The sequence below is a fragment of the Rhizobium sophorae genome (genome assembly GCF_013087515.1).
In the GTDB taxonomy this organism is placed as follows: domain Bacteria; phylum Pseudomonadota; class Alphaproteobacteria; order Rhizobiales; family Rhizobiaceae; genus Rhizobium; species Rhizobium sophorae.
On record NZ_JABFCN010000021.1, the window covers coordinates 50,320 to 77,202 of the forward strand.

Genomic DNA, 26,883 nt, shown 5'->3' on the forward strand with positions numbered 1-26,883 from the left:
TAAAATGCCAAAACTGCCAAGCTACTTCGGCAATTTCCCACATCCGCCCAGCGAAAAGAAGCCGGTCCATCTGACGCGCGATAGCTACAAGATGTTCATCTATACGGGGACGAAGCCGTACTCGAGCGACCTCAACTACCTGCTCGCCAGCACGGACCAGCAGACCACTGGCATCTATCAGCTCGCGCCGGGAAGCAACTTCGACCCGGCCGACATTCACGCGGGTGACGAGGTGTACTATGTCCTCGAAGGTGTTGTGCATCTCCTAAACCCCGAAACCGGGCAGACAGAGGAACTCGGACCCGGTGACGCGGTGCTTATCCCCAAGGGCGCTCCGCATCGCGGCTATAACTTCAGCGACAAGGCTGCAGTTATCCTGTTTTGCATCGCACCGCGTATCTGGGACGAGAATGGCCCTCCGACCGGCTATGACGGGCCGACGCGCCTCTATAAGCACGAAGGGAGAGCGTGATGAGCCTTGAGAAACTCGGAGCCTATCCAGTAGACGGCGCTCAGGCGCGCAAGAGGGGCGACCTGGTGAAGGTCGCAAAAAGCGATCGTCTGAACATCGTCTCCGGCCGCGATCATCCCGTTCTCGTCCAGTTCTGCGTCAGCAACGATTACATGCACGTCGGAGAGCTGACTATCCCTGTGGGTGGCGTTGGACCGCGCGCGAGCGAACCCGACAGCCATGGAGGGGACGCAGTCTTCTACGTTCTGCAAGGCCCCGCAACCTTCTATTTGGCGGATACCGACGAAACCTTTCACATCCGTGACGGCGAGTCTTTCTTCCTGCCCGGCGGCATCAGCTACCAGTGCCTAAACTACGGCTCCAACCCGATCCGGATGGTCTTCACGATCGCACCGGGACTGTAAGCCGAAGATTTGAATCTCAGATTGCCAAGCTTCGCCGCGGACCCGTTCCGCGGTTGGGAAAACTTTGTCTTGTCACCACCAGGGAGGATCATGTGACAATTTTCAGACGGACGTTAATCTTCGGTGCTGCTCTCGGGCTCACCGCTTCGCTTTCCTTCAGCCCAGCGCTTGCACAGCAGTTGGATTATTCGAAGGTGTTTCCTGGCATCTTGATGGACAAGGACATCAAGCCCACAGGCCAGGAAGTCAAACCCGCTAAGAAGGATAACCGCCCGCTCAAGGTCGGCTTCCTGCCGACGGCGATGGACACCTACTATCAGCGTGTTCTGGCTGGCGTGAAAGAAGAAATCGATAAGCGCGGTGGCGACGGCACTATCCAGCTTCTCGTGCAAGCTCCGAGCAGCCAGTCTGCCACGGACGACCAGATCAGGACCATGGAAGCCTGGATCAACGACGGTGTGGATGCGATCGCGGTTGCCTTATACAACGAAGGCGCGTTGCTGCCCTCCATCCGGCGCGCCACCGAGGCGGGCATTCCGATCTTCCTCTTCAATTCACCCGTCGCCGACAACCCATATTATGTCAGCGATATCGGCTACGACCAGAGTGACGGTGGTCGTGCGCAGGCGCAATGGCTGGTTGACACCTATGGCGACAAGGAAGTCAAGCTCGGGATCCTGGAGGGCCTGCCCGGTCCGCATACGAGCCAGCGCATGAAGGGTTTCAATGAGGTCATCTCGAAGCACCCCAACTTCAAAATCGTCGCTCAGCAGCCGGCTGGCTGGGTGCGTGCCCAAGGCCTGTCGGTGACTGAAAACATGTTCACCGCCAACCCCGATATCGAAGTCCTCGTCGCGCTCTACGACGAGATGGCCCTTGGCGGTCTGCAGGCCCTCAAGGCTAAGGGGCTGAACGGCAAGGTGGCAATCGTCGGCTACGAAAATATGAAGGAAGCCAACGACGCGATCCTCACCGGCGACTTTGCAGCAACGGTCGACACCGGGGCCAAGGAAGAAGGTCGCAACATCATTCGAGCGGTGGATGAGTTCGTGATGAAGGGCACCGCCCTGCCGAAGAAGATCTTCGTGGCGCCCAAAACCTACGATGCGAAGAACATCAAGACCTTCGATCAGAACGACTACGTCTACGTCCAGCAGAAGTAGATGTGACAGTACGCGGCCCCGCCTCGCGCGGGGCCGCCCACTCAAAAAGGGCGACCTGAATGACAAACGCTCCGCTGCTCGAGATGAAAGGCATTGCCAAACGCTTCGGCAACACGAAGGCGCTTGATGGCATCGAGCTCGTACTCAATCCCGGCGAGGTTCTCGGCCTGGTCGGTGAGAACGGCGCAGGCAAGTCGACGCTCATGAAAATCCTCTCTGGTGCATATGCACGCGACGAAGGCACCATTGCTGTCAGAGGTAAGGGGGTCGATCTGAACAATCCCAAAGACGGGTCCAGGGCCGGCATCGCGATCATCTACCAGGAGCTGAGCCTGTTTCCGGACTTTGACGCCGCCGAAAATATATTCGCGGGCAGGGAGCTGCGGCACGGGCGTGCAAGTGCATCACCGCTTGACCATTCGGCCATGCGGGCAGCCGCCTCGCGTATCCTGAAGGGCGAGTTAGGCGTCGACGTACCTCTCGACAGGCCAGTTCGAGAGCTTAGCCTCTCGCATCGGCAGATGATCGAGATCGCCAAAGCCATTAGCAGCAACGCCGACATCATCATCATGGACGAGCCGACCGAAGCGCTCGAGGAGGTCGAACGCAAACAGCTGTTCGCCATCATCAAGAAGCTTCAGCAGGCCGGTAAAGCTCTCATATATGTGTCTCACCGGATCCAGGAACTCCTCGGCATCGTCAGCCGCGTGATGGTCTTGCGCGATGGCAGCGCGGTCGCAGACCTGCCCGTATCGGAGCTCGACGTAGACAAGGTCGTCAGTGCGATGATCGGCGGCTCTCTCGCAAAACAGTTTCCTCCCCGCGTCCCGGCAAGGTCCGAACCCTCGTTGGACGTTCGCGGTTTGACGAAAAGGGGTGTCTTCGAAGACATCACCTTCTCGGTAGCCCAGGGTGAAATCCTCGGCGTCACGGGTCTCGAAGGATCAGGCAAGAGCGCGCTCCTGCGGGCGATCTTCGGGCAGATCCCGCATGAGACCGGCTCGATTCTGATCGACGGAAAGCAAGCGGCGATTTCGGACCCGACGGACGCTATTCGTCAACACGTCGCCTTCTTGCCCGCCGAACGTAAAACCGAGGGGATTTTTCCACAACACAATGTCGCCTGGAACCTCTCTATCGCCAACCTTCGAACGCTCGGCAAAATCACGTTGATGCCGAAAAAGGAGCGCGAGATTGCCTCCGGCTACATCGCCAAGCTCGGCGTGAAATGCGACGGCCCCGGTGCCGACATCACATCGCTGAGCGGCGGTAACCAGCAAAAAGTCATGCTTGCTCGCTGGCTGCTCACCCAGCCAAAGGTGCTCATGCTTGAGGAGCCAACGCGTGGCGTCGACGTGCGTGCCAAGGCCGAGGTCTACACCCTCATCCAGGCTGCTGCGAAGGACGGCTGTGCTGTCATCGTGGTGTCCGCCGACAACGCGGAACTTCTTGGACTGTGTCACCGGGTCGCGGTCATGTTCGAAGGACGGATCTCGGCGGTCGTCGATGCGGCGACCTCCAAGGAAGAAACACTCGCTCTTCATTCGGTGAGGCCGCCGCAAGGCCATCATCTTCAGGGAGGTATCCATGGCTGATATTGCAGCTACACGCCCGCGCTCGCCCCTTACGCTCGCACGCAGCGGCGGCAATGCCGGCGTTTATCTGGCCTTCGTCGTTCTTCTGGTGGCGCTCGGCTTTGCCGCTCCGCGGTTTTTCACCTTCGGCAACTTGACTGACGTTCTTCGTCAGGCGGTCCCCATTGCCGTGACCGCGTTTGGAGCGACCTTTGTGATCGGGATGCGGGGCATCGACCTCTCCGTCGGTTCGACACTTGCGCTGAGCGGTCTTGTGACCGCAAACCTGATTGTGCTTGGCTATCCCGTTCCTCTGGCATGCGCAGGGGGGATTGCGGTCGGTGCGGTGATCGGACTGGTGAACGGCATCCTGATCACCAAGGTCGGGATCACGGACTTTATCGCCACAATGGCCATCATGGTCATCAGCCGCGGTATCGTGATGGTCTACACTCAGGGTATTCCGATCGTCGGAGCCTCCGACCCCGCCTTCCGAATGATCGGCCAGAGCTATGCCGGCGGTGTTCCTGTTCCGGTCATTCTGACCGCCATCGTCTTCGCGATCGCCTTCTACCTTCTCTATTACACGCGTTTCGGCCGTTTCGTTCTCTCGATCGGCAGCAATCCGGACGCTGCCCGGCTGGTCGGCATCCCCACGGACAAGGTCAAGATCGCCGTTTACGTGCTGGTCGGGGTCCTGTCGGCCTTCGCGGGCGTTCTGCTCACCTCGCGCCTTGAAGCCGCCATGCCTGAAGCCGGCCAGGGGTACGAGCTGGATGTCATAGCTGCCGTGGTTATCGGCGGAACGGGTTTGTCCGGCGGGCGCGCCACTCTTTTTGGAACCGCCGTAGGTGCCGTTTTGATGGCGGTCGTCCGCAACGCGCTCAACCTGCTCAACGTGAACACCTTCTGGCACCAGGTCGTCATCGGCACGATCATCCTGATCGCCGTGGCAGCCGATCGTTTCAGTCGCCGCCAAAAGGCCTGAGGAGACGATGATTAAATATTCCGAGCTCCGCAAGTCCGTTCTTGATGCAAATGCCGCGCTCTACGATAGCGGCCTTGTCATCTCGACGTTCGGTAACGTCAGCGCTATCGACCGCGAGAAGCGTGTTGTCGCCATCAAACCGAGTGGCGTTTCCTATAAGGCAATGCAGGTCGCAGATATCGTTGTAACCGACCTCGATGGCAATATCCTAGAGGGCACGCTGCGACCATCGTCTGATCTCGATACGCACCTGGAACTCTACAAAAGCTTCAAGTCTATCGGTGCCGTGGTCCACACGCACTCGTTCTTCGCGACGGTGTGGGCCCAATCCGGCCGGGGTATCCCTGCCATGGGAACGACCCATGCCGACTATTTCAACGGAACGATCCCCGTTACTCGCAAGCTGCGCGACGACGAAATCATAGACGGTTACGTCCGCAACACGGGCAAGGTCATCGTCGAGGCACTCGGAAATAATGCGCCGCTCTCCGTCCCCGCAGCCCTGGTTAACGATCACGGTCCCTTCTGCTGGGGCAAGGACGCAGCCGACGCCGTTCATAACGCGGAGATGCTCGAGGCTGTCGCCAAGATTGCCTTCCACGCCCGGCAACTGAACCAGGACGATCCAGAAATTTCCGACGCTTTGCTGGACCTCCACTATCAACGCAAGCACGGCCAGTCGGCGACCTACGGCCAGCCAGACAGTTCCAAGTAGGATTATCATGTCGATTGTAGCAGGAGTTGATTTCGGAACTTTGAGCGTGCGGGTAACGCTGGCTGATTCCAAGAAGGGTTCCCTTGGAACCTGCGTCGCGGAATATCCTCTCGAGCGGCGTCGTTCCGATCCCGACCTGGCAACGCAGTCCCACGTAGATCATATGGAAGCGCTTGTGCTGGCGATGCATCGAGTGATCGACGAATGCGGCGTAGATTCCAAGGAGATCCGTGCGATTGCGGTCGACACGACGGGGTCCTCGGTGTTGCCTGTCGACAAAAATATGCAGCCTTTGGGGGACTACTACCTCTGGTGTGATCACCGCGCCAAAGCGGAAGCCGAAGAGATAACGGCGATGGCGCACGACATGCACATTGAAGCAATTGAATGGTGCGGCGGAACCTATTCCCACGAGTGGGGCTTTGCCAAGCTTCTCCACTGGATGCGCCACAATCCCGACCAGCGCGAGCGCTTTGGGACCGCCGTGGAACATTGCGACATGGCGGCCGCGGTCCTCACCGGAGTGACCGACACGGCTCGCATGGTGCGCAGCGTCTGCGCCATGGGACACAAGTGGATGTGGAACCCGAAATGGGGTGGCTTGCCCTCGCAGGCTTTCTTGTCCCGCGTCGATCCGCTTTTCGACGGCGTGCGCGAGAAGATTGGCGGAACATATCAGACCTCTGCTTCGATCGCAGGTGGGCTCAGCACATACTGGGGCGAACGACTCGGCCTGACCTCCGGGATACCAGTTCCCACGGGTGCGTTTGATGCCCATTGGGATGCAATTGGCGCTGGCTGCCGTCTGGGGGACGTCGTCAATGTGATCGGTACGTCGACCTGTATCATTGCCGTTAGTGAACGTGTGAAGCTAATCCCCGGTGTTTGCGGCGTCGTCCCAGGGAGTGCACATCCAGACCTTGTGGGAGTTGAGGCAGGCCTGTCTGCGACAGGCGACCTGTTCGATGCAATAGCACGACGTGCCGGCACGACGGTGTCCAGGCTCGCTGAAGGCCTGGAAAGCATCGAAGGCGGAAAGACCGGTCTGATGCGTCTCCCCTGGGACAACGGGGACCGGACGGTTCTCGTCCGCTCCGACCTTGGTGGAATGACGCTTGGCTGGCATCTCGGCCATACAGCGCAGGACGAACTGTATGCCGCGATTGAAGGTACGGCTTTCCACACACGGGTTGTCCTGGAGCGGATGGAGCAGCACGGCGTTCCAGTGAACCGCGTCATTAATGGGGGAGGTATCCCGCAAAGGAACGACATCCTCAACCAGATCTACGCCAATGTTATAGGCAAGCCGATATTGGTCCCCGACGGTATTCCGACCGGTCTCGGTTCGGGAATATTCGCCGCTCTTGCAGCCAAAGATCATGGATCAATCGAGAGCGCTCAGGCAGCCATGTGCGTGGGCTACAGAAAGTTTGAGCCTGATCCGAGCACGCGCGGACGTTATGAGACCCTCTATCAGCTGTTCAAGCAGGTCTATATGGGCTTTGGCACCTCGAGCCTCGCAGACTTCTCGCAAGTTCTCGGAGACATCAAGCGGATTGCTGCAGGTGAGAGTATTCGGTCCGAGTTTGGCCACCGTGCCGCGCGCAAGGTAGCATTGCTATGACCCGCTGTGCTCTTAGATCAGATGTCTATGGATCGAGAACGTGATGACGTCACTTCCATCCATTCGTGCAATACAGTCGTTCGTCGCAGCCGGCAGAAAGGGTTCATTTCTCGAGGCTGCTGCCCAGCTGCAGCTTACTCCGTCGGCGATCAGCCACCAAATCAGGCTGATGGAAGACGACCTTGGGGAAAAACTCTTTCACCGCATTGGAAGGAACGTGTCGCTCACCGAGATTGGCGAGCGATACCACCGTGATCTTTCAGAAGCGCTTTCGATGATTGAGCAGGCGACCGATGAGGTGTGCCGGCGCAACAGCGTCGACGTCCTGAGCGTCGGCTGTGCTTCAAGTCTGGCTTCGCTATGGCTTATGCCAAGATTGCCTCGGTTCGAAGAATTGTATCCCTCGATCGAAATCAGGCTTCTGTCGACATCGGATCCTGCAAAATTGTCCGATGGCTCGGTCGATGTCGATATCTGCTACGGCAGCGCTCCTCGACTGGGCTCTATCGCGGCGGAGGAGTTCCCCCTTGAGACAATCGTCGTAGCCTGCTCTCCCGAGGTGGCGAATGGCGAGCGGCCCATACGCAAGCCATCGGATCTGGTGGGCCACACCTTAATCAAGTCGGAGCAGACGCTTTACAGCTGGCAACAATGGGCGAAGGACCACGGCTTGGCGATTGACGTCAATCGCGGCGCTCGATTTCGCGATGCGTTTATGGCGATCGCGACCGCTGTCGAAGGACGCGGCGTGTGCCTGGAGAGCTACCGGCTTCTTGAACGGGATGTGGAAAGAGGTAACCTCGTCCTTCCGTTCGGGATGACAGGCCCCAACCTTCGTTGCCACACGCTCACATATGTCCGCTCGCGGCTCAGATCAGAAAAGGTCAACGCGTTCAAGCAATGGCTGGAAAACGTATGGCTTGAAGACGCTGCCTCGGCTGAAATGCGGGCGCGAGGCTGATCGAACCTCTGACGGGCAGCAAGATCGTCCGGCGTTCTTTGAAACGCTGAGACAGCAATATGCGTGATGCCCAACCTTCTCTTAGCCATGCCTCGAGATTTTTTGAAGTTTTTGCGATTGCGAGGGGAGCGGCCACCGAGCGCGATATGCGCCGTCTTCTGTCCTTCTCACCAGTCTATGCGCTGACAACTTCAAGGCCATAGCTGTAGGACCGTGTCAGATCGCGCTCCGGGCGGCGCTATCCGCGACTTAAGAGCCCGCAAGTCTATGGCTGTCAGACACGACGAGCAGGCAAAGCTGTCGCGAAGAGATCAACTGAGACTGGCAGCTCTCAGACAATCTGGATTGATATTAAGAGCGAATGCCTCCATATGTAGAGAATGATTTAGCGCGGCGTGAGCCGATTACAGGTGTTGGCGGGCGATGCAGACAGACCTACAGATATCCAGACAAAGTGCGACGTTGCGCGTAAAAGTTGAGGAGACTCTACGTCAGGCGATAGCCAGTGGGCGATTTAAGCCCGGCCAGCGACTGGTAGAGCGAGAACTTTGCGAAATGCTGGGCGTCGGCAGGACCTCGGTTCGCGAGGCAATGCGACAGCTCGAAGCTGAAGGCATTATCACAAGCTATCCCCATAAGGGACCGGTCGTCAGTACGATCACCTACGAGGAAGCGCAGCAACTCTATACCGTTCGGGCTCTTCTTGAAGGATTCGCGGGCCAGCAGTTCGCTGAGCATGGCACTGCCGCCGACATAGCGACACTTCTAGCCGCGGTGGTCGAATTCGAAGCCGCCGCCGAAAGTGGCGTCGGTGCGCGCCTCATAGATGCGAAAAACGCATTTTACAACTGTTTGATGGACGGCAGCAAAAACGTGTTCGTAAGGCAAATGCTGACAGCTCTGCACAATCGGATCAATCTCCTTCGAATGACAACCATGACGCAACCGGGACGCCTTGCGCACAGCATTGCCGAAATCAAGGATATTGCGAACGCAATCCAGAATCGCAACGGGCCGTTGGCGGCGGCGGCCTGCAAATTCCATATCGACCAGGCTGCCAAGGTCGCACTTGAATACCTCCGGAAGAACGCAGCGCTAGAAACTTAAAATTTCGATTGACAGATTGTCTGATAATCTTTTTAATCCTCTCTGAAGGAAGGCGGGTTTCATTGCTCGCACGCGTCCGGAGGAAAAAATGTCATCGACACTCAACGCAACGCGCGTGGCCTTTATAGGGCTGGGCGCGATGGGCCAACCTATGGCTCAACATCTCATTTCGGCGGGCTTCGATGTCGTCGGTTTCGACCTCTCGAAAGACGCCAAGACAAAGCTCGCTGATGCGGGCGGGCGAGCCGCCGAAACGATTTCTGACGCCATGGTCGGGGCCAGTTTCGTGATCACCATGCTTCCGAACGGCAAGATCGTGCGCGAGGCGCTGCTGGGCGAAAACGCCTGTGGCGGCCTGAAGCAGAATGCCGTCGTCATAGACATGAGTTCGTCTGCTCCAAACGACACAAGGGAGCTCGGTCTCGAACTTGCTTCTCGTGGCCTTCGGCTGGTTGACGCCCCGGTCTCCGGAGGCGTCAAGCGCGCCGTTTCTGGCACCTTGACAATCATGGCCGGTGGGGAGGATGCTGATATCGAGGAGGCCGAGCCGCTGCTGAAGGCAGTGGGACAACAGGTGTTCCGGACGGGGCCAGTTGGCTCGGGTCACGCGATGAAAGCGATTAACAACTTCGTATCCGGTGCAGGTGTGCTGGCGGCGATCGAGGGTGTCCTTCTTGGACGTGCCTTCGGCCTGGAGCCGGCGACGATCGTCGATATTCTCAACTCGTCGTCTGGAAAGAACAACGCCACCGAAGTGAAGATGAAGCAGTTCATCCTCTCTGAGACGTTCGGGTCGGGATTTGCCATTGGCCTGATGGCCAAGGATATCCGCATCGCCGCCGATCTCGCCAAGACGCTTGGTCTTCGCCTCGATGCTCTCGCCAGCACGGCAGACGCCTGGGATGCTGCACAGAAGGCGCTAGGCCCATCCGAGGACCACACCCGCATCATCCGATACGTCGAAGATCACAATTAGCCTCGGAAACTCGCGAATTCGGGCGAAACAGACAGATTGTCTGATAATCAGTTTATCTTGTCGTAGACAGTAGAGCTAGGAGCGTTGTCGAATGACCGCCACGAAAGAAACGAAAGTGAAAACACACGGCAAGGAGCGGCCTGTCCCTTCGGAACAGTTCGCTCGAGGGCTGGCGACGCGTCGTGAAGTCATGGGCGATGCCTATGTCGACGCAGCACTCGGTAAGGCGACCGACTTCACCTGGCCTATGCAGCAGCTCGTCACTGAGTATTGCTGGAACGAGATCTGGAATCGACCAGGCCTCGACAGGCGCGCGCGGTCCATTCTGAACCTTGGCATGATCTCTGTTCTCAATCGTCCGCATGAGCTCAAGGGCCACGTGCGCGGCGCGATCAACAACGGCCTTAGCAAGGAGGAAATCCAGGAGATTTTCCTGCAGGTCGCGATCTACGCCGGCGTACCGGCGGGCATCGACAGCTTCCGAAACGCCCAGGAGGTCTTCAACGAAATGGGCATCTGAAGCCGCCGCCGCTAGGCGTGGCGGAAAATTTTGAAGGGCGTGGATCGGCCGCGCCGTTTTAACTAGGGAGGAGCCGAACTTGGCCATCGATCTCGAGAAGTTCAAAAAACTGGCGCTGGAGGACTTCGAGTTCAAGCGCGAAACCCGTTATCTCAACGGCATTATCAAATGCGATTTTCCGACCCGCAGCGTCGCACTCCACTTCGAAGACGGCAAGATGGTGAAGGTCGAAGAAGCCGCCTACGACGACGAGACGTGCAAGATCGTCATCCGGGGCACGGGTGAACAGTGGGATGCGCTTCTCCAGAAGAAGCCGCGGCCGTTTTATCAGTGCCTGCAGTCGTCAAACATCAAACACGGTCTGTACCTTAGCAACAATAACGAAACCTTCGCGTATCTCCCTGCGCTCAATCGCATGACGAACCTGATGCGCGAAGCCCGCCCGGAAGGAGTAGCAGCATGACTAGGCATGATCCAATCACGGGCCGTTACGTCTACCTGACGATCGAAGGCATCGAATATCGCGTCTATTACGAGGAAGCCGGAGAGGGCATTCCCTTGCTTGTCGGTCACACGGCGGGCTCCGACGGCCGCCAGTACCGGCACACGCTCTGCGACGAAGACGTGACCAAGAACTTCCGCGTCATCGCGTTCGACTTGCCCTATCACGGGAAGTCTCTTCCTCCCCACGGCGTTCGCTGGTGGGAGAAAGAGTACAACATGACCAAGAAGTTCATGATGGATTTCCAACTGGAACTCTCTAAGGCCCTTGGTCTGGACCGCCCCGTTTATATGGGTAGCTCGATGGGCGGACATCTTGCTATCGATCTCGCATCGAATTACCCCGACAACTTCCGCGCTACTATCTCCGTCGAAGGCGCACTGCGCTCGGCTGCCGAATATGTCGATGTCGGCATGGCAGGCATTCGGAAAGAATTCGACAACCCAAACGTGAACCGCACCTCCATCGGCGCGGCCATGATGCTCAATATCTCGCCCTACTCACCAGAAGCCAATGTCCGCGAAATCCAATGGGAATATAGCTGCGGCGGTCCGGGCGTCTTCGCAGGTGACCTCTATTATTACTACTATGACCACAATGTCTCGCCCGAAGAGGCGAGCAAGATCGATACGTCGAAGTGCATGCTGTACTTCCTGACGGGCGAATACGATCCGAATACCTCCCCGGCCGACACCAAGATCGCCGCCGATCTCGTCAAGGGCAGCAAGTTCTGGACGATGGAGAAGCTCGGACATTTCCCGGTCACTGAAGACTACACCGAGTTCAGAAAATACCTGCTGCCGATCCTCGAGGAAATCCAGCAGGCATCCGCAACCAGGGCGAAGGTCGCCTGAAACAATCTCTTGGGAGGAGCATCCAATGAGACGGAGTTTAACCGGAACCATGGGGGCGCTGATCGCGGTCAGCGCCCTGACGACCACTGCTTGGGCTGACGGCGTCGACCAGCTCCCCCCCAACGAGAAGAAAATCTACGAGGTCGTCGACCCGCAGGTTCCGCTCGGAGCGAGCGCCTATAAGGACTTCAAGCCAAAGAAAGGACCGCCGTGGAAGATCGGCTACGCCAGTAGCTATGCCGGCAACACGTGGCGCGCAGCCGCCCTCGATGCCGTCATGAATGACCTCTTGCCGCGCTCCAAGGAAGCGGGGCTTGTATCTGAAGTCGTGGTCACTCAGTCCGACCTCAAGGACGCCGTCCAGATTCAGCAGATGCGCCAGATGGTTGATGATGGGGTCGATGCCATCATCATCTGCTGCTCGAACGTCACCGCCCTCAACCAGACGATCGAGTACGCCTATAAGGCAGGCGTTCCTGTTTTCTCGTTTTCGGGATACGTGACGTCGCCTTACGCGATCAACGGCGCTGCCAATCACGCGCAGGGCGGCGGCGAGATGGCGACCTGGCTCGCAGACAAGATCGGCAAGAAAGGCAACGTGCTTCTCGTGTCGGGCATCCCTGGCTTCGCCTCATCCGACAGCTTCGACAAGGCCGCCAAAGAAGCGCTGGCAAAGTATCCCGACATCAAGATTGTCGGCGAAGTGGCTGGCAAGTGGACCGACCAGGTAGCACAGGTCGAGGTGCAGAAATTTCTGGCGACGAACCCCATTCAGATTGACGGTATTCTGACACAGGGCGCGCAGGAGAACGGCGTGTTGAATGCCATGCTCCAGTCGGGTCGTGACATGGTGCCCATTACGCTGGGCGGCGAGGCTTCGGCGGCATGTTACTGGCGCCAGAATCCAGAATGGGTCGATGCTGGCTTCCATATCTGGCCGCCGCGCCGCGAGATGCAGCAGATGTGGGAGATCATGCTTCGCACGCTCGAAGGGCAGGGGCCGAAGGTACAGTCCTTCCTGCGCCCTGTCCTGCCGTTCACCATCGATGACGTTCGCGCTTCGATCCCCGAGGATTGCGATGTGAACTCGACGGATTTCGTCGAACCGAAGGCGGACGGATGGTTCCCAAGTGCGATTGCCGACCAGTACTTCGAGCGTCCTGCCGATCCCTGGAAGCCGGTAGCCAAGTAAGCCGGATCCGCCCGGTGGCTTAACTGCCGGGCGACCGTTGGAAGATCGTAAAAGCCGCCTTGGCGGACGTTGCGGGTGGGAGGTCTGCGATGGGCAGCGAGATAACAGTCAGAATGGTAGATGTCGCCAAGGCGTTCGGGGAGACGAAGGCACTCAAGAAGTGCGACTTCGAGGCCCGCGCCGGGGAGGTGCACGCCATCGTTGGCGAAAACGGCAGCGGCAAGAGCACGATGGCCAAGATCATGTCGGGCGTTTTGCACCCGGACGCAGGCAAGGTCACGATCCTGGGTGAAAAGGTTGCCTCGCCCGTCGACGCCAAGCGGGCCGGCCTGACCACCATCTTCCAAGAAGTCCTGGTTGCTGACGAGGCTAGCGTATTCGAGAACCTCTATGTCGGTCGTGACGGTGTCTTTCGTTCGCAGTCGACCGGCGATCGGCGGAGCGAAGCAGCTGAAATCCTGGCGCGGCTCGTTGGAAAATCCGTAGACCTCGATCAACTGGCAGGCAGCCTGCCGCTCAGCATCAAACAGTGGATCGTCATCGCACGGGCTATTCTTCGCAGGCCGCAGGTGCTGATCCTCGACGAATCTTCGGCCGCGCTCGACCTCGACTCGACCCTCCGGCTCCACGCGGAAATCGACCGCCTTCGTGCCGAGGGCGCGACGATCCTCATCGTAACCCACCGGATCGCGGAACTCGTGCGTATCGCCGACCGTGCGACGATCCTGCGTGATGGGATAACTGTCGGTACGCTCGGAAAGGATGAGATTACCGAGGAAAACCTGCTGTCCATGATGACGCCGGCAGATCGGCGCGCCAGCGATGCGACAGAATACGCCTCCCGAAAGAAGGCGCTATCGGCCCCTCTCATACTAACCGCGACGGGTCTCGCCGCGCACAGGTCGGCGCGCCTATTCGATTTCGACCTTCCCAAGGGGAGCATCGTCGGCGTAGCCGGGCTTGATGGGCAGGGGCAGGACGCTTTTATCCGCGTCTTGGCCGGCATCATCCAGCCGTTCGGTGGCGAGGTGAAGGTCCGCTCGGTTGATACGGACAAGATGATCGCGCTGCAATCGCTCGACGATGCGGCGAAGCTCGGTGTTTCCTACGTCTCCGGGGATCGCAAGCGCGAGGGTATCTTCCCGCAACAAAGCATCTTCGAAAACCTCGCCATCGGTGTCTACAGGAAGACGCTCGGACCCCTGGGCGTGATCCGCAAGCCCACGCTGAAATCCATGTTTAAGCGCGAAGTGGATCGTCTGCGCATCAAGATCGGCAGCCCGTCGAACAGGATCACCTCACTGTCGGGCGGCAACCAGCAGAAGGTGCTTATCGGGCGCGCCTTCGCAAACGATCCCCAAGTCATCCTCCTGAATGACCCCGCGCGCGGTGTCGATCTCGGCACTAAGCGTGACCTCTACCGGGAGTTACGTCTGTTCGCTGAAAAAGGCGGCAGTGTCATCTACGTCTCGAGTGAGATCGAGGAGTTCATCGGGTTTGCCGATCGCGTCGACGTGTTCTTCGGGGGAACGTTGTTTCGATCCCTGACCGGCGAGGAAATCGCCGAGGCACCAATCCTCGCCGCTATGTTCGGGAAAGCCCGGGACGCTTCCGTTGATTTCGATCTGGAAAGGACCGCATGATGTCCGTAACCGCTTTCCGTCAAGTCACGCAGGACCGCTCGTTGTTCGTTCCGGCCGGGCTTTTCCTCGTCCTCCTTTGCGCTGTCGCCTTCCGGGGCCAGGGTCTGTTCACGAACAATGGTCTGGCCGGAGCCATTCTGGTTGCAACGCCGCTGATCCTGACCACGCTCGCGATAACACCGATCGTCATGGCGGGCCGCGGAGCGGTGGACCTTTCCGTGGGCCCGCTCATGGGCTTCGTCAACGTCACGCTCATTACGTGGCTGGTCGGCAACGGCATCACGCACCCGTTGGCCATCATTGCCTGGGCGGTGGGATTGGGAGCAGCGTTCCAGCTGGTGCAAGCACTTGTGATCATCTATGTGCGCGTCGCGCCCATCATCGTCACGCTCTCCGGTTTCCTCGTTCTGTCGGGCGTCAACCTGATGGTCATGTCGCGTCCCGGCGGTGTCGCTCCAGACTGGATGCTAAGCTGGGGCGCGGGAACGAGCATATTTTCGCCTGTCCTGTTGCTTCTGCTCGGCGCTTTCGCAATCTGGGGCGTCCTGAGGGGCACGATGTTTTACCGCAACCTGCGGATGACAGGCGCTGACGAGCGGATGGCCTATACCAGCGGTGTGCAGGTCGACGTCGTGCGCATCATCGCCCATACGGTCGGCGGCGTTTTTGCCGGGCTGGCCGCATTGAGCTACACCGCGCTGATCTCATCCGGCGACCCGACCCAGGGCAGCACCTACACGCTGCAAGCGGTGACGGCGCTGGTCCTTGGCGGAGCTAGTCTCTCCGGGGGCCGCGGCGGTGCGCTCGGCTCGACGCTCGGCGCGATCAACATGTTCCTCATCTCGTATCTTCTGTCCACTTTCAACTTCGGGACGGTTTCCGGCTTCGTCACGCAAATGGCCTTTGGCCTGATCCTCGTTGGGTCACTTCTCGTGAACGTCTTCGTCATCAGCCGCCGCACTGTCGCGTGAGGAGTAAGGAAATGATCTCCACTGTCTTGAACACAGAAATCGGCGCGACCCGTGGCGCCAGCCCTTTGCGCAAGCACAAGAGTATTTCGATCGGCTTCTGTCTCCTTGCGTGTCTGCTCATTCTTGGAGCCCTGCTCGTGCCGGGCTTCGTGTCGCCGCAGAACGCGCGATCGATCCTCCTTCTCGCCGCCTTCCTTGGGCTGGCGTCTGTTGGGCAGACGCTCTGCGCGCTCGTTGGAGCGCTGGATCTTTCCATCCCATACATCATCGGTGGCGCCAATATCCTGCTTCCAAGCCTCATGGTGGCGGGTCTTCCCGCCCCCGTCGCCATGATCGTCGTGCTTCTCCTTGGCATTTTGGTCGGGGCTTGCAACGGCGCCCTCAGCTTCCGGCTGCAGGGTCAGGCGCTGATCATGTCGCTCGGTCTTGGTTTTGCCGCCGTCGGGGCGGTCCAGATCTACACCTCGCTCGGATCGCAGTTCGGCGGTACCGTCTTTGCGCCCGTCCCCGGATGGCTTCGCAACCTTTCGGCGTTCAATGGCAGGTTCTTCGGTCTGCCGTTTCCACCGGTTATCGTCATATGGGCTTTCATCGCCGTCGCTCTGGGCTGGATAATGCACAACACCTGGTTTGGCCGGAGCCTCTATGCTGTTGGCGGGAGCCGCACGGCCGCCGCCCGCCTCGGAATCTCGGAATTCAAGATCTGGACAGTGATTCACAGCGTCAGCGGGGCGATGTCGGCACTCACCGGAATGCTGCTCCTCGGTTTCTCCGGCGGCGGTTTTGTCGGGGTCGGTGATCCCTATCTGTTCACCACCGTGGCGGCGGTCGTTATCGGCGGAACGTCTCTTCTAGGCGGTGCCGGCGGGTATGGAGCGACGGTCCTCGGCGTCCTCGTCCTTACTGTCCTGACCTCGCTTCTCGTCGGCCTGGGGCTCAGTTTCCCGGCACAACAGGCCGTCGTAGGGCTGCTGATCGTCCCCATGGTCGCGATCTACGCCCGCTCACCACACATCCGTAATCAGATTTGAACGTTGCATCGAAAGGAATACCAATGGCTATCTCCACCGCTCTACTGGATCGCCTGAAAGACCCCTCCCTGGTACGCGAGGAAATGCTGGTAGGAGGCGACTGGCGAAAAGAGGGCGCGAGCGGCAAGACGATCCAGGTCCACAATCCCTCGACCGGGGACGTGATTGCGAGCCTCCCGAGCGCAGGACTCCAGGACGTCCGCGAAGCCATCGACGTCGCCAAACTCGCCCAGAAAAAGTGGGCCGCACGATCGGGCAAGGAACGTGCCGGCGTCATGCGGAAGTTCTTCGACCTCGTCACGGCCAACACCGAGGACCTCGCGATCATCCTGACGTCCGAGATGGGCAAGCCTCTAGCCGAGGCACGCGGAGAGGTCGCCTACGGCGCTTCCTACATTGAATGGTTCGGGGAAGAAGCCAAGCGCGTTTACGGCGACACCATTCCGGGGCATCAGGCCGACAAGCGCCTGATAGTCATCAAACAGCCCGTCGGCGTGGTGGCGGCCATCGCGCCCTGGAACTTTCCTTCCGCCATGGTCTGCCGCAAGATCGCCCCGGCGCTGGCATCCGGCTGCGCCATCATCTTCAAGCCGGCCGCCGAAACCCCATTGTCGGCCCTTGCTCTTGCCATACTCGCTGAGCGCGCGGGAATACCCGGCGGCCTGTTCAGCGTCCTGCCGACAGACAACGCCCGGATGTTCGGTGAAGAAGTCTGCTCGAACCCCGTCGTCAAGAAGCTGACCTTCACAGGGTCTACCGAGGTCGGCCGCATCCTGATGGCGCAGGGCGCACAAAAGATCATGAAGCTCAGCCTCGAACTCGGCGGCAACGCTCCCTTCATCGTCTTCGACGATGCCGACCTCGACGAGGCCGTGGAAGGAGCGATGCTGTCCAAGTTCCGCAATGCCGGCCAGACCTGCGTTTGCGCCAACCGTCTCTACGTCCAGAGCGGGGTCTACGACCGCTTCATAGAGAAACTCGCGGCGCGGGTTTCCGCGCTCAAGGTCCTTGACGGGTTCGAGGATGGAGCCACCATCGGTCCGCTGATCAACGACGATGCGGTGGCGAAGCTCTATAGTCACATCGATGACGCGGTCGGTAAGGGTGCGAAGATCGTTGTGGGCGGCGCAAGGGACGAGCGTGGTGGCACCTTCGTCCAGCCGACGCTTCTCTCGGAAGCCACGAAGGAAATGAAGGTCGCACGAGAGGAGACCTTTGCGCCGCTCGCTCCTGTCTTCAGGTTCAAAACGACGGAAGAGGTCATTGAACTGGCCAACGACACAGAGTTCGGTCTCGCCGCCTACTTCTACGCCAACGACCTTCGAAACGTCTGGAAGGTTACGGAGGCCCTGGAGTACGGGATGGTCGGCGTCAACACGGGCCTGATCTCCACGGAGGTTGCACCGTTCGGCGGCGTCAAGCAGTCGGGGTTCGGCCGCGAGGGCTCGAAATACGGCATGGATGACTTCCTTTCCATGAAATACGTCTGCATGGGCGGCATACAGTCATAGTCCAACGGCTGGTGGTGGGTCTTAAGGCTCGCCACCAGCAAGGTTTGAGCTCGTCACGGAAGCCCGATGACACATTCTGCAGAAGGCGGGGAGAGTCTTGGTCAAGACCGCGCCGACAGCCTTCAAAACGAGGCGGCCGACCGCGAGCAGGACCCGGCCGATCACGCTGCCCAGGCGAACGTCGAGGGCAGAACGGCAATGGAACGTCGGAACGTGCGGAGAGAGGCAGGGGCGAGACTCGCCTTTGTCGTGGGTCTGTCTGCTTAAGGCTTCCGTTGGCCCAACGCCTGATGACCCATCTCGAAAGTTTCGTTGGTATTTTTCGACGGGACGGAGAAAGCGCGCCACTGGCCACTCGCTGGCAAGATCATCGCCGATTGTCTGGCATTTTGCTGGTGGCACGTCGACGCAAGGCGCACGTGTCGGGGGACGCTCGGCCTGCCGGCCCGAGTGCTCTTATGGCCCAAGGGCAGCATCAGTTGAATGACGTGCGGTCGTCAACTGCCGCAAGGCCTTGATGAGGGGGTCACGGATCGCCGAGAAATTGCGCCGTCGCAGACTAATATTTTGACCTGGAAGAGCCCACTACCGTTACCGCGACCTGGTCGCGTTGCAATGATGAAACGGGGTTGCGCCTCACACCTGCGTTCCAGAGTGTCCGGGCGAGACCGTGACGACCACGGCCCCGCCGGACGTTGCCTTGGGAGGCTGACTTCTGGACAATGTTCGTGACGAGAGCTTAGTGCTTCATGCGCAGGATTGGCTTGATGACCTTGCCGCTCTCGGAATCGGCCATTGCCTCGTTGATCTGGTTGAGATCGTAGAACTGGACGAGCTTGTCGAACGGGAACCGTCCCTGCTGCCAGTATTCGATGAGCTCGGGTATGAATTTGGAGGGAATGCTCTGGCCTTCGACCACACCGACGAGCGTACGGCCGAACAGAAAGTTGCCGATATCGACGATCCCTTCCGTTCCGAGCGCGGACGATCCGACCAGTCCACAGGTTCCTGGGGTGCCGAGGCAATCGACCGCCTGGCGAAACACCTTCGGCGAGCTCGTGCATTCGAGACTGAAGTCTGCGCCTTCGGGAATGATTTCCCTGATCGCCTTGACGCTATCCCTATTGCGGGCGTTTATGATGTGGGTTGCACCCAGTTCAATCGCCAGTTCGAGACGTTCATCGTTAAGGTCGATCACGATAATGGTCGAGCATCCGGCAATCTTCGCCGCCATGACGGCTGCCATGCCGACCGCACCCGCGCCGAACACTGCAATGGAAGATCCCGGTTGGGGCTTGAGGCAGTTGAGAACCGCTCCGGCGCCAGTTTGCAGCCCGCAGCCCAGCGGTCCCATGAGTTCGAGGGGAACATCTTTGGAAACCCTGACCGCATTGCGCTCGCTGGCGATGGCATAGGTGGCGAAAGAAGACTGCTCGAAGAAGCACCCGCTGATCTGGGTACCGTGTGAATCATGTAGCGGGCAACTGCCATCCGGCCGGGTGCCACGGAAATTTCTGCCGAAAAAGTCTTCACAATAATAAGGCGTGCCTCCCCGGCACTTCTCGCATTTCCCGCAATATGCGTAGCTTAGAGCCACGTGGTCGCCGGGCGAAAGCTCTTTTACATCGGCCCCGACCACTTCCACGACGCCGGAGCCTTCATGGCCGAGAACCACGGGCTGCGGTACGTCATATCCTTGGTCGCGAACAACCATGTCGGTGTGGCAGACACCGCTCGCCACGATCCGGACGAGGATTTCGTCGGGGCGAGGTTGATCGATACCGATGCACTCCAGAACAAGAGGCTTTGCCTTTTCGCGCGAAATTGCAGCGTATGCTTCTTTCATAAAATGACTCCATCAGTGCGCGCTCGGCCGGTAGGTGACACTTGTAGGCGTTCGCAGACAATCAGTCAATTATCTTCAGTGAACCAAAATGGTCGCTGAGGCCATCCCAGCCCGCTACACGGACATGTAAAGAGAAAAATCGATGTAATATCAATTGCTTCCTCAGGGTATTCGGCCGATCTAGATCTTGGTCCGAATTGTTGGCTGTCTTAAAACTGGAATTCGCTTGACAGATTGACTGATTCAGAAGTGGCATTCATCGAACGCGCCGGCTGACGGTGGTGCCCGTATTTCCTGCCTCGCGGCCTCGCTTTCCGGGTGATGGTAGCGATTATGGCTCCCAACTTCCTTTTTATGAACCTCGCCGGCGAGGCGCGGTCTCCTCTGGTTCCTGTTGGCGTGCTCGTGGGTGAGGTGACGGGCGGCTGCTTTGTCTTATTGCTATATCGAACCAAGCAGCAATAAAAGAATAAAAAAATCAGTATGATAACACAGAAGACACGTCAAAAAGCTGAAATTCAATATAGTTTATTGACAGATTGTCTGCTTATTCATAATGATGCGATCTGCCGTTTGTGGGGAGAATTCAGCGATGTCTGGAGGATAGCGGCGCTCCAGATCGCAGACAAAATGACCACGTTGGGTGGCAAGAGGAGGAGAATTTCGATGAAAAGACGTACATTCCTACAGACGGGCAGTGCCTTGATTGCAGCTGGCGCGTTCGGAATACCGGGCATCCTGCGGGCAGAGGATACGATCACCCTGCTGCCCGACACTTGGCCGTCCGAAGGGGAAAACCCCGTCGTCGACGCTGGTAAGTTTGCCAAGTCAGGTCCCTGGAAGATTGGTCACAGCCACTATGGCCTGGCCGGTTCGACGCACACCTATCAAACCGCATTCGAGGCCGAATACGAAATCAGCAGGAACAAGGCCCGTGTCGGCGACTATCAATTCCGAAGCGCCGACCTCAACGCCTCAAAACAGGTCGCCGACATCGAGGATCTGATCGCACAAAAGGTAGATGCAATCATCATTGCGCCGCTTACGACAGGCTCGGCCGTGGAAGGCATCAGGAAGGCGAAGGCTGCCGGCATTCCGACGGTCGTCTATCTCGGTCGCGTCGACACCGACGAATTCACGGTGCAGGTCCAAGGCGACGACTTCTACTTTGGCCGGGTGATGGCGCAGTTCCTGGTCGATAAGCTCGGCAACAAGGGAAAAGTGTGGGTGCTGCGTGGCGTCGCCGGACATCCGATCGATGCTGATCGTTACGCCGGGGCGATCGAGGTCTTCAGCAAGTCCGGTCTCCAAATCACCTCAACCCAGCACGGCAGCTGGTCCTACGAGGACTCAAAGAAGATAGCCGAAAGCCTCTATCTGTCTGATCCGGATGTCGCCGGGGTCTGGACTGACGGCGCGAACATGTCGCTCGGGGTCTTGGACGCGCTGCAGGAAGCCGGGGCTTCCACCATTCCACCGATCACGGGAGAAGCGCTCAACGGTTGGATGCGTCGTTGGAATGACGAAAAGCTCTCTTCGATTGGGCCCATTTGCCCTCCGGCTCTTTCGACGGCAGCCCTGCGTGCGGCCTTCGCGCTTCTCGAAGGCAAGCCGATCCAGCGCAACTGGACCAACCGGCCCAAGCCGATCGTCGACGACAATCTTGCACAGTTTTACCGCTCCGATCTCACGGACGCTTACTGGGCTCCGACAGAAATGCCGAATGAGAAGCTCCTCGAGTACTTCAAGGCCTGACGCATGGAGGGCGCGGACAAAGCGCGCCCTCTTCACCCTCGCAGATGGAAGTGTTCATGAGTATGCTTGTCGAGATGGTCGGCATAAACAAGTCCTTTGGTGCGGCCAAAGTCCTGTCGAATGTTCAATTTTCGCTTGAACGCGGCTCCGTCCACGCATTGATGGGCGAGAACGGGGCGGGAAAATCCACGCTGATGCGAATTCTGGCCGGCGTCTATCAACAGACCGCTGGACGCATCCGTCTGCGAGGAGAAGAGGTGACCTTCCGTTCCCCCAAGGAAGCGCGTCTCGCCGGGGTGTCGACAGTGTTTCAGGAGTTCACCCTCATCCCCAATCTCACGGTCGCCGAAAACATGTTTCTTGGACACGAACCGCGGCGTGCCGACGGGTCGATAGACACCGCCGAGGTCGTCGAGCGATCCCGCAAGCTGCTTGTCGACGTTTTCCCTCAACTGGACGCCACGGCGATTGTGGAAACGCTGACGGTTGCCCAGCAGCAGGCAGTGGAAATCGCCAAAGGTCTGACATCCAATGCCGATGTCTTCATTTTCGATGAACCGACCGCGGCACTAAACTCGACGGACGTCGCTCATCTCTTCAAGGTCATCCGCGATCTGAAGGCGCAAGGGAAGGCTGTCGTCTACATCTCGCATCGGATGAACGAGGTGTTCGAACTGTGCGACACCATCACCGTCATGAAGGATGGGGCTTGGGTAAAGACAGCCAGGGCAGAAGACTTCAATCTCCAAACGCTTGTGGCAAACATGGTTGGACGCGAGCTTCAGAATTTCTTTCCGCCGAGGGCGCAGACCATTGGGTCGCCGATGCTCGACGTGGCAGGGCTTCGTCTCAATGACCATGGCCCGCCAGTCGGTTTTTCCGTACGCACGGGCGAGATCATCGGACTGGCCGGGCTGGAAGGCCAGGGGCAGCGCGAAATCATGCGTGCGGTCGTCGGGGTCGAAACCGCCGCAGTTGTGACCGTCCGGCGTCGCCGCGACGATAGCATGATCGGTGTGAACGTATCCTCCGGCTTTTCGAGTGCGATCTCAGCCGGCATTGGTTTCATTCCTGAAGACCGCAAGCAGGAAGGCTTATTTCTTCGGCTTCCGATCTACGATAACATCGCACTTGGCAAGCAGTTGAACCGGAACATGGCGAGCGTTGCATGGCGTTCCATCTCCAGGGTTCACGATGTCATAAAGTCGCTCCGTGTTGCGGCTGCCGACCCAGCCTCGCCCGTCGGCAAACTTTCGGGCGGAAACCAGCAAAAGGTCCTTCTTGGCCGCTGGCTGCTTTCGGGGGTTGATATCCTTGTCATCGAGGAGCCGACACGTGGCGTCGATGTCGGCGCTAAAGCGGAAATCTATAAGCTCCTTCGCGATTTTGCCGATCGTGGCGGTGCAGTGATCGTCTCGTCACGCGAGCACCCCGAACTGATCGGGCTCTGTGACAACATCCTGGTCGTTCACGACAAAAAGATCGTCGGACAGATGCCCGCGCTTGATGCCACAGAGGAAACCATCCTGGGAACCGCACTCGGTTCGAACTCCGCGCACGATCCGCGCGCCGCTGTTCATTGAGGAGGATACATGAATACCGTCGCAAAGTTCCTGAAGGCACCCTATAGGGCGGGTGCGATCCGGCTGTCGATCGGGACGCTATTCGTGCTGGTGGTCGCCTCGGTTATCCTGCTTCCACAATTTCTGGCGCCGGAGAATCTGTCGAACCTGCTGGCCCAATCCACTGTTCTTGTTATTTCTGCGCTAGGCCAGACCTTTGTGATCCTGACGGGCGGCCTAGACGTTTCCGTTGGTTCGATCATCAGCGTGACGACTACGATCATGACACTCGACATGCCCGAGGTTGTCCGTGTCATGCTTTGCATTGCGGTTGCGATCGCATTCGGATTGTCGAATGGCTACGGCGTAGCCAGGCTCAACGTCCATCCGATCATCATGACCCTGGCAACCATGGGTATCGGCCAGGGATTGGCGCTTATCATTCTTCCTATCCCCGGCGGGAAGGTGCCCGAATGGCTTTCGGCGTCAGTCGCGGGTTCCGTTGGGCCCGTGCCAAACTCGCTGCTCTGGCTGATCGTCGCCACGTTCGTTGCTGCCTGGTTGCTTTATCGCAGACCGTTTGGCCTTTACCTGTTCGCTTCGGGTGGTAACGACTTCAATGCCCGCATGAATGGCGTCCCGGTCGAGCGCACAGTCATCAAGGCCTACATCCTGTCGGCGCTATTTGCTTGCGCTGCCGGGATGTTCCTCGCAGGTCGCCTTGCCTCGGGCGATCCCAAGGGGGGCGCCACATTCGGAATTGAATCCGTTACCGCAGCAGCGCTCGGGGGTGTTCACCTGGCTGGCGGTATCGGCAGCATCCTCGGCACTGTAGCCGGCGCGGCTATCCTCGGCATCGTCAACAACGTGATGAACCTCGCTAACGTCTCGGCATTCCTCCAGTCGGTCGTGAAGGGCCTTCTGCTGCTAGCACTCGTCGTCTCACAGCGTCGCAAAACGATCGGACTTTGAAAGAGATGGACCTCTCGATGACCACAACGGATGCGAAAATTGAGACGCCATCGCGCACTCTCACCGCCAGGCGCATACTTTCCTGGGTGCTCGGTTTGCCCCCGGCATATTACGTGCTCGCAATCCTGATCGCTGTGGCCCCCGCTGTAAGCGCGACGCTGATCAATCCAAACTATTGGTTCGTGATCCTGAAACAGTCAGCGCCGCTTGGGATCGCGGTGCTGGCGCAATCTCTTGTCATGCGGGTGCGTTCTATTGATCTCTCGGTCAGTGGCGTGTTTGCTTTTTCGATCTATCTCGCCAGCTCCGGGCTCCTCAACAGTTACCCGCCCTTCGTCACGGTCCTGATGCCGATCGTCATCGGCCTTGCCGTCGGTCTGATCAACGGCGCCCTCGTGGCCTATGTCCGCGCCTCCGCGGTCATCGCGACGCTGAGCGTATCGGCGATCCTCATCGGGATCATCCAATTCATGAGTTCGGGCCGTGCACCGGGTTCGACACCAAGCTGGCTTCGCGTCCTGACGAGCGGGAACATCTACGGCCTGTCTTACTCCGTGATCGTCTGGATCGGGATTTCCGTTCTCGTCGCATTAGCGTTCCGCTTCTTGATCCTCGGGCGCTACTTCCGCGCTGTCGGCGACAATCCGAGGGCGGCGGAGATAACAGGCATACCTCTGGCCCGCACGATTTTTGTCTCCCATACACTTGCGGGCACGCTGACAGGCATCGCCGCCCTGGTTCAGGTGTCGGCTCTGGCCGTTGGCACGATCAAGCCCGGCTTCGACACCTTCATGAACGCTCTCGCCGCGACGATCCTCGGTGGGGTGACGTTCGGCGTCGACCGCGGTGGCGTCGCGGGGCCTTTCGTGGCGGTCGTCGCCTTCAGTTTCCTCTTCGCGATGTTGACGGTGTTCGGCATCCAGGAGCCCGGCAAGCTGATCGTCCAGGGCGGGATCATCGCGCTTGCTGCGATCATTTACGGAGCACGCGTCGGTCGCGTCTAGCCGCAAGGATCTGCCAAACAGGTCATTCCCGGTGTCAACGCGGGAGAATGCAGGAGATAAGAATGGTGAAGATAACGGCGGCCGTGGCCGCAAAACCGAAAGCTCCGCTTGAGTTTCGTGAACTTGAGCTGGCGGATCCAGAAGGCAATGAAATTCTCGTGCGGACGGTCGCCACGGGGATCTGCCATACCGACCTGTTGCTCCGTGATGGGATATTTGGGCCTCCCGCCCCGGTCATACCAGGACATGAAGGTGTTGGTATCGTCGAGGCCATCGGGGCGGACGTCCAAGGTTTAAGGGTGGGCGACCACGTTGCGCTCAGCCAGAGTTCATGTGGCTTCTGCGGCGATTGCCGGCGCTCTCACCCGATGAACTGCCAGAACTACACCCAGTACAATCTGACGGGGCTTCGTCCGAACGGCAAGAAGGCCTTGCTGTGTGATGAAGTCGGCATCGGCAGCAACTTTGTCGGCCAGTCATCCTTCGCGACCCATGTCCTGGCGACTGAAAACAACGCCGCGCAGCTTCCCAAGGATTTCGACCTGACGAATGCGGCCCCGCTCGGTTGCGGCATGGCAACGGGAGCAGGTACCGTCATCAACGCCATGAAGCCGGAGATCGGTCAAACCATTGCCGTGTTCGGCGCGGGAGCGGTCGGCATGGCTGCGGTGATGGCCGCCAAGGTCCGGCGGTGCAGCAAGATCATCATCATCGACCTGAACGAGCAGCGTTTGGCCATGGCTGAGACGTTGGGCGCGACCCACGCTATCAACGGCAGGGACCCAGACGTCGTGGAGCAGATCCACGCCTTGACGGGCGGCGGTGCCGATTTTGCGATCGACGCCGTGGGTATCGTTCCCGTCATCCTGAACACGATCAAATGCACGCGGGCAGGGGGTCATGTCGTCCTCCTCGGGCTCGACGCGCTCGGCAAGGATATTCCAATCCCGCTGGACCTCATGGTCTTCAACCGGAAAATTCAGGGTGCCATCCTCGGGGATCAGATCCCGCAGCTCTTCATCCCCCAACTGGTCGAACTAAACCAGGCCGGCCTGTTTCCGTTCCAGAAGCTGATCACAAAGTACCCGTTCGAGAAAATCAACGAGGCCATCGCCGATGCCGAAGCTGGCCGCGTGATCAAGCCCGTCATCGTCTTCAATAGGAGCTTCCCACATGCCATCGAGCAAGTCCGACGAACAGCATCTCATCGTTGAGTTTAAAACATCGACGCGTAACCGGGACCGTGTCAACACACTGCTCCAGGAGTTTGTCGGCCCTGCCCGCGAGGAAGAGGGCTGCCTTTACTACAATCTCTACCAGCGCTCCGACGAGCCGAATACGTTCTTCATTCTCGATGGTTGGGCAAACGAGGAGGCAGCCGCGCGTCACGGAGAATCTGCGAACGTCAAGCGTGTTCTCGAACCGCTGCTTCCGTTGCTGGTAAGCCCCCCTTCCATCATTGTGAGCAGTCGCATCAGCGACTGAGCTTGCGATCGTGCAACACCGAAGGACGCGCTTCGATCCGAGGCGGGTTTT

The 26,883-nt window shown here is 58.9% G+C and carries 25 protein-coding genes; 24 read left to right on the forward strand and 1 reads right to left on the reverse strand.

What is annotated here, in order from left to right; translation table 11 throughout:
* Positions 1-4 precede the first annotated feature (4 nt).
* From G9X64_RS12530 to G9X64_RS12615, 18 genes are all read left to right on the forward strand, one after another.
* Complete coding sequence (locus tag G9X64_RS12530; RefSeq protein ID WP_004129736.1) at positions 5-472, forward strand: cupin domain-containing protein; 468 nt, start codon at positions 5-7, stop codon at positions 470-472.
* Positions 472-876 (forward strand): cupin domain-containing protein, encoded by a 405-nt coding sequence (locus tag G9X64_RS12535; protein ID WP_064843721.1) that lies wholly within the window; start codon positions 472-474, stop codon positions 874-876. Before G9X64_RS12530 ends, G9X64_RS12535 begins: the two co-directional genes overlap by 1 nt.
* Before the next feature lie 92 nt (positions 877-968).
* The gene (locus G9X64_RS12540) at positions 969-2,039 is read left to right on the forward strand and encodes a sugar ABC transporter substrate-binding protein (protein ID WP_004129729.1); all 1,071 of its coding nucleotides are present in this window, start codon (positions 969-971) and stop codon (positions 2,037-2,039) included.
* A gap of 83 nt (positions 2,040-2,122) precedes the next feature.
* Positions 2,123-3,634: a sugar ABC transporter ATP-binding protein gene (locus G9X64_RS12545; RefSeq protein WP_246270947.1), complete on the forward strand. Its 1,512-nt coding sequence runs from the start codon at positions 2,123-2,125 to the stop codon at positions 3,632-3,634.
* Positions 3,627-4,601 (forward strand): ABC transporter permease, encoded by a 975-nt coding sequence (locus G9X64_RS12550; RefSeq protein ID WP_081284272.1) that lies wholly within the window; start codon positions 3,627-3,629, stop codon positions 4,599-4,601. The genes G9X64_RS12545 and G9X64_RS12550 overlap by 8 nt, the downstream gene beginning before the upstream one ends.
* A gap of 7 nt (positions 4,602-4,608) precedes the next feature.
* Entirely contained in the window at positions 4,609-5,316 is a 708-nt protein-coding gene (gene araD / locus G9X64_RS12555) for an L-ribulose-5-phosphate 4-epimerase AraD (RefSeq protein WP_064843725.1), read from the forward strand.
* Positions 5,317-5,323: 7 nt separating this feature from the next.
* Positions 5,324-6,940 carry a ribulokinase gene (locus tag G9X64_RS12560; RefSeq protein ID WP_064843727.1) on the forward strand — a complete coding sequence of 539 codons (1,617 nt, stop codon included), beginning with the start codon at positions 5,324-5,326 and terminating at the stop codon, positions 6,938-6,940.
* A gap of 43 nt (positions 6,941-6,983) precedes the next feature.
* Positions 6,984-7,901, forward strand: a complete 918-nt coding sequence (locus G9X64_RS12565) for a LysR substrate-binding domain-containing protein (RefSeq protein ID WP_040140048.1) — start codon at positions 6,984-6,986, stop codon at positions 7,899-7,901.
* A gap of 423 nt (positions 7,902-8,324) precedes the next feature.
* The gene (locus G9X64_RS12570; protein WP_040140051.1) at positions 8,325-9,008 is read left to right on the forward strand and encodes a GntR family transcriptional regulator; all 684 of its coding nucleotides are present in this window, start codon (positions 8,325-8,327) and stop codon (positions 9,006-9,008) included.
* A gap of 88 nt (positions 9,009-9,096) precedes the next feature.
* Positions 9,097-9,984 carry an NAD(P)-dependent oxidoreductase gene (locus tag G9X64_RS12575; RefSeq protein WP_064843728.1) on the forward strand — a complete coding sequence of 296 codons (888 nt, stop codon included), beginning with the start codon at positions 9,097-9,099 and terminating at the stop codon, positions 9,982-9,984.
* A gap of 91 nt (positions 9,985-10,075) precedes the next feature.
* Positions 10,076-10,504 (forward strand): carboxymuconolactone decarboxylase family protein, encoded by a 429-nt coding sequence (locus G9X64_RS12580; RefSeq protein WP_170961475.1) that lies wholly within the window; start codon positions 10,076-10,078, stop codon positions 10,502-10,504.
* A 79-nt stretch (positions 10,505-10,583) separates the two neighbouring features.
* Positions 10,584-10,967: a hypothetical protein gene (locus tag G9X64_RS12585; RefSeq protein WP_064843732.1), complete on the forward strand. Its 384-nt coding sequence runs from the start codon at positions 10,584-10,586 to the stop codon at positions 10,965-10,967.
* Entirely contained in the window at positions 10,964-11,860 is an 897-nt protein-coding gene (locus tag G9X64_RS12590) for an alpha/beta fold hydrolase (RefSeq protein ID WP_064843734.1), read from the forward strand. Before G9X64_RS12585 ends, G9X64_RS12590 begins: the two co-directional genes overlap by 4 nt.
* 25 nt (positions 11,861-11,885) lie before the next feature.
* Complete coding sequence (locus G9X64_RS12595) at positions 11,886-13,052, forward strand: ABC transporter substrate-binding protein (RefSeq protein ID WP_064843736.1); 1,167 nt, start codon at positions 11,886-11,888, stop codon at positions 13,050-13,052.
* A gap of 89 nt (positions 13,053-13,141) precedes the next feature.
* Positions 13,142-14,695: a sugar ABC transporter ATP-binding protein gene (locus tag G9X64_RS12600; RefSeq protein ID WP_064843738.1), complete on the forward strand. Its 1,554-nt coding sequence runs from the start codon at positions 13,142-13,144 to the stop codon at positions 14,693-14,695.
* Positions 14,692-15,666 carry an ABC transporter permease gene (locus tag G9X64_RS12605; protein WP_050577727.1) on the forward strand — a complete coding sequence of 325 codons (975 nt, stop codon included), beginning with the start codon at positions 14,692-14,694 and terminating at the stop codon, positions 15,664-15,666. Before G9X64_RS12600 ends, G9X64_RS12605 begins: the two co-directional genes overlap by 4 nt.
* A gap of 11 nt (positions 15,667-15,677) precedes the next feature.
* On the forward strand, positions 15,678-16,697 hold the full coding sequence (locus G9X64_RS12610) for an ABC transporter permease (protein ID WP_013984697.1): 1,020 nt from the start codon (positions 15,678-15,680) through the stop codon (positions 16,695-16,697).
* 23 nt (positions 16,698-16,720) lie between these two features.
* Positions 16,721-18,208 (forward strand): NAD-dependent succinate-semialdehyde dehydrogenase, encoded by a 1,488-nt coding sequence (locus G9X64_RS12615; RefSeq protein WP_013984698.1) that lies wholly within the window; start codon positions 16,721-16,723, stop codon positions 18,206-18,208.
* Positions 18,209-18,947: 739 nt separating this feature from the next.
* On the opposite strand, the gene G9X64_RS12620 is transcribed toward G9X64_RS12615, so the two are convergent.
* Complete coding sequence (locus tag G9X64_RS12620) at positions 18,948-20,054, reverse strand: NAD(P)-dependent alcohol dehydrogenase (RefSeq protein ID WP_064843739.1); 1,107 nt, start codon at positions 20,052-20,054, stop codon at positions 18,948-18,950.
* Between the two features lie 666 nt (positions 20,055-20,720).
* Here G9X64_RS12620 and G9X64_RS12625 point away from each other — a divergent pair.
* The 6 genes from G9X64_RS12625 (at position 20,721) to G9X64_RS12650 (ending at position 26,832) form a co-directional block, all read left to right on the forward strand.
* Positions 20,721-21,809: a substrate-binding domain-containing protein gene (locus G9X64_RS12625; protein WP_013984701.1), complete on the forward strand. Its 1,089-nt coding sequence runs from the start codon at positions 20,721-20,723 to the stop codon at positions 21,807-21,809.
* A gap of 56 nt (positions 21,810-21,865) precedes the next feature.
* Positions 21,866-23,392, forward strand: a complete 1,527-nt coding sequence (locus G9X64_RS12630) for a sugar ABC transporter ATP-binding protein (protein ID WP_170961474.1) — start codon at positions 21,866-21,868, stop codon at positions 23,390-23,392.
* A 9-nt stretch (positions 23,393-23,401) separates the two neighbouring features.
* Positions 23,402-24,343, forward strand: coding sequence for an ABC transporter permease (locus G9X64_RS12635; protein ID WP_013984703.1), 942 nt, complete (start codon positions 23,402-23,404; stop codon positions 24,341-24,343).
* Positions 24,344-24,348: 5 nt separating this feature from the next.
* The gene (locus G9X64_RS12640) at positions 24,349-25,347 is read left to right on the forward strand and encodes an ABC transporter permease (protein ID WP_013984704.1); all 999 of its coding nucleotides are present in this window, start codon (positions 24,349-24,351) and stop codon (positions 25,345-25,347) included.
* A 62-nt stretch (positions 25,348-25,409) separates the two neighbouring features.
* A complete protein-coding gene (locus G9X64_RS12645) occupies positions 25,410-26,561 on the forward strand; it encodes an NAD(P)-dependent alcohol dehydrogenase (protein WP_064843743.1) in 1,152 nt (383 codons plus the stop codon).
* Positions 26,521-26,832 (forward strand): putative quinol monooxygenase, encoded by a 312-nt coding sequence (locus tag G9X64_RS12650; protein ID WP_013984706.1) that lies wholly within the window; start codon positions 26,521-26,523, stop codon positions 26,830-26,832. The genes G9X64_RS12645 and G9X64_RS12650 overlap by 41 nt, the downstream gene beginning before the upstream one ends.
* Positions 26,833-26,883: the final 51 nt, after the last annotated feature.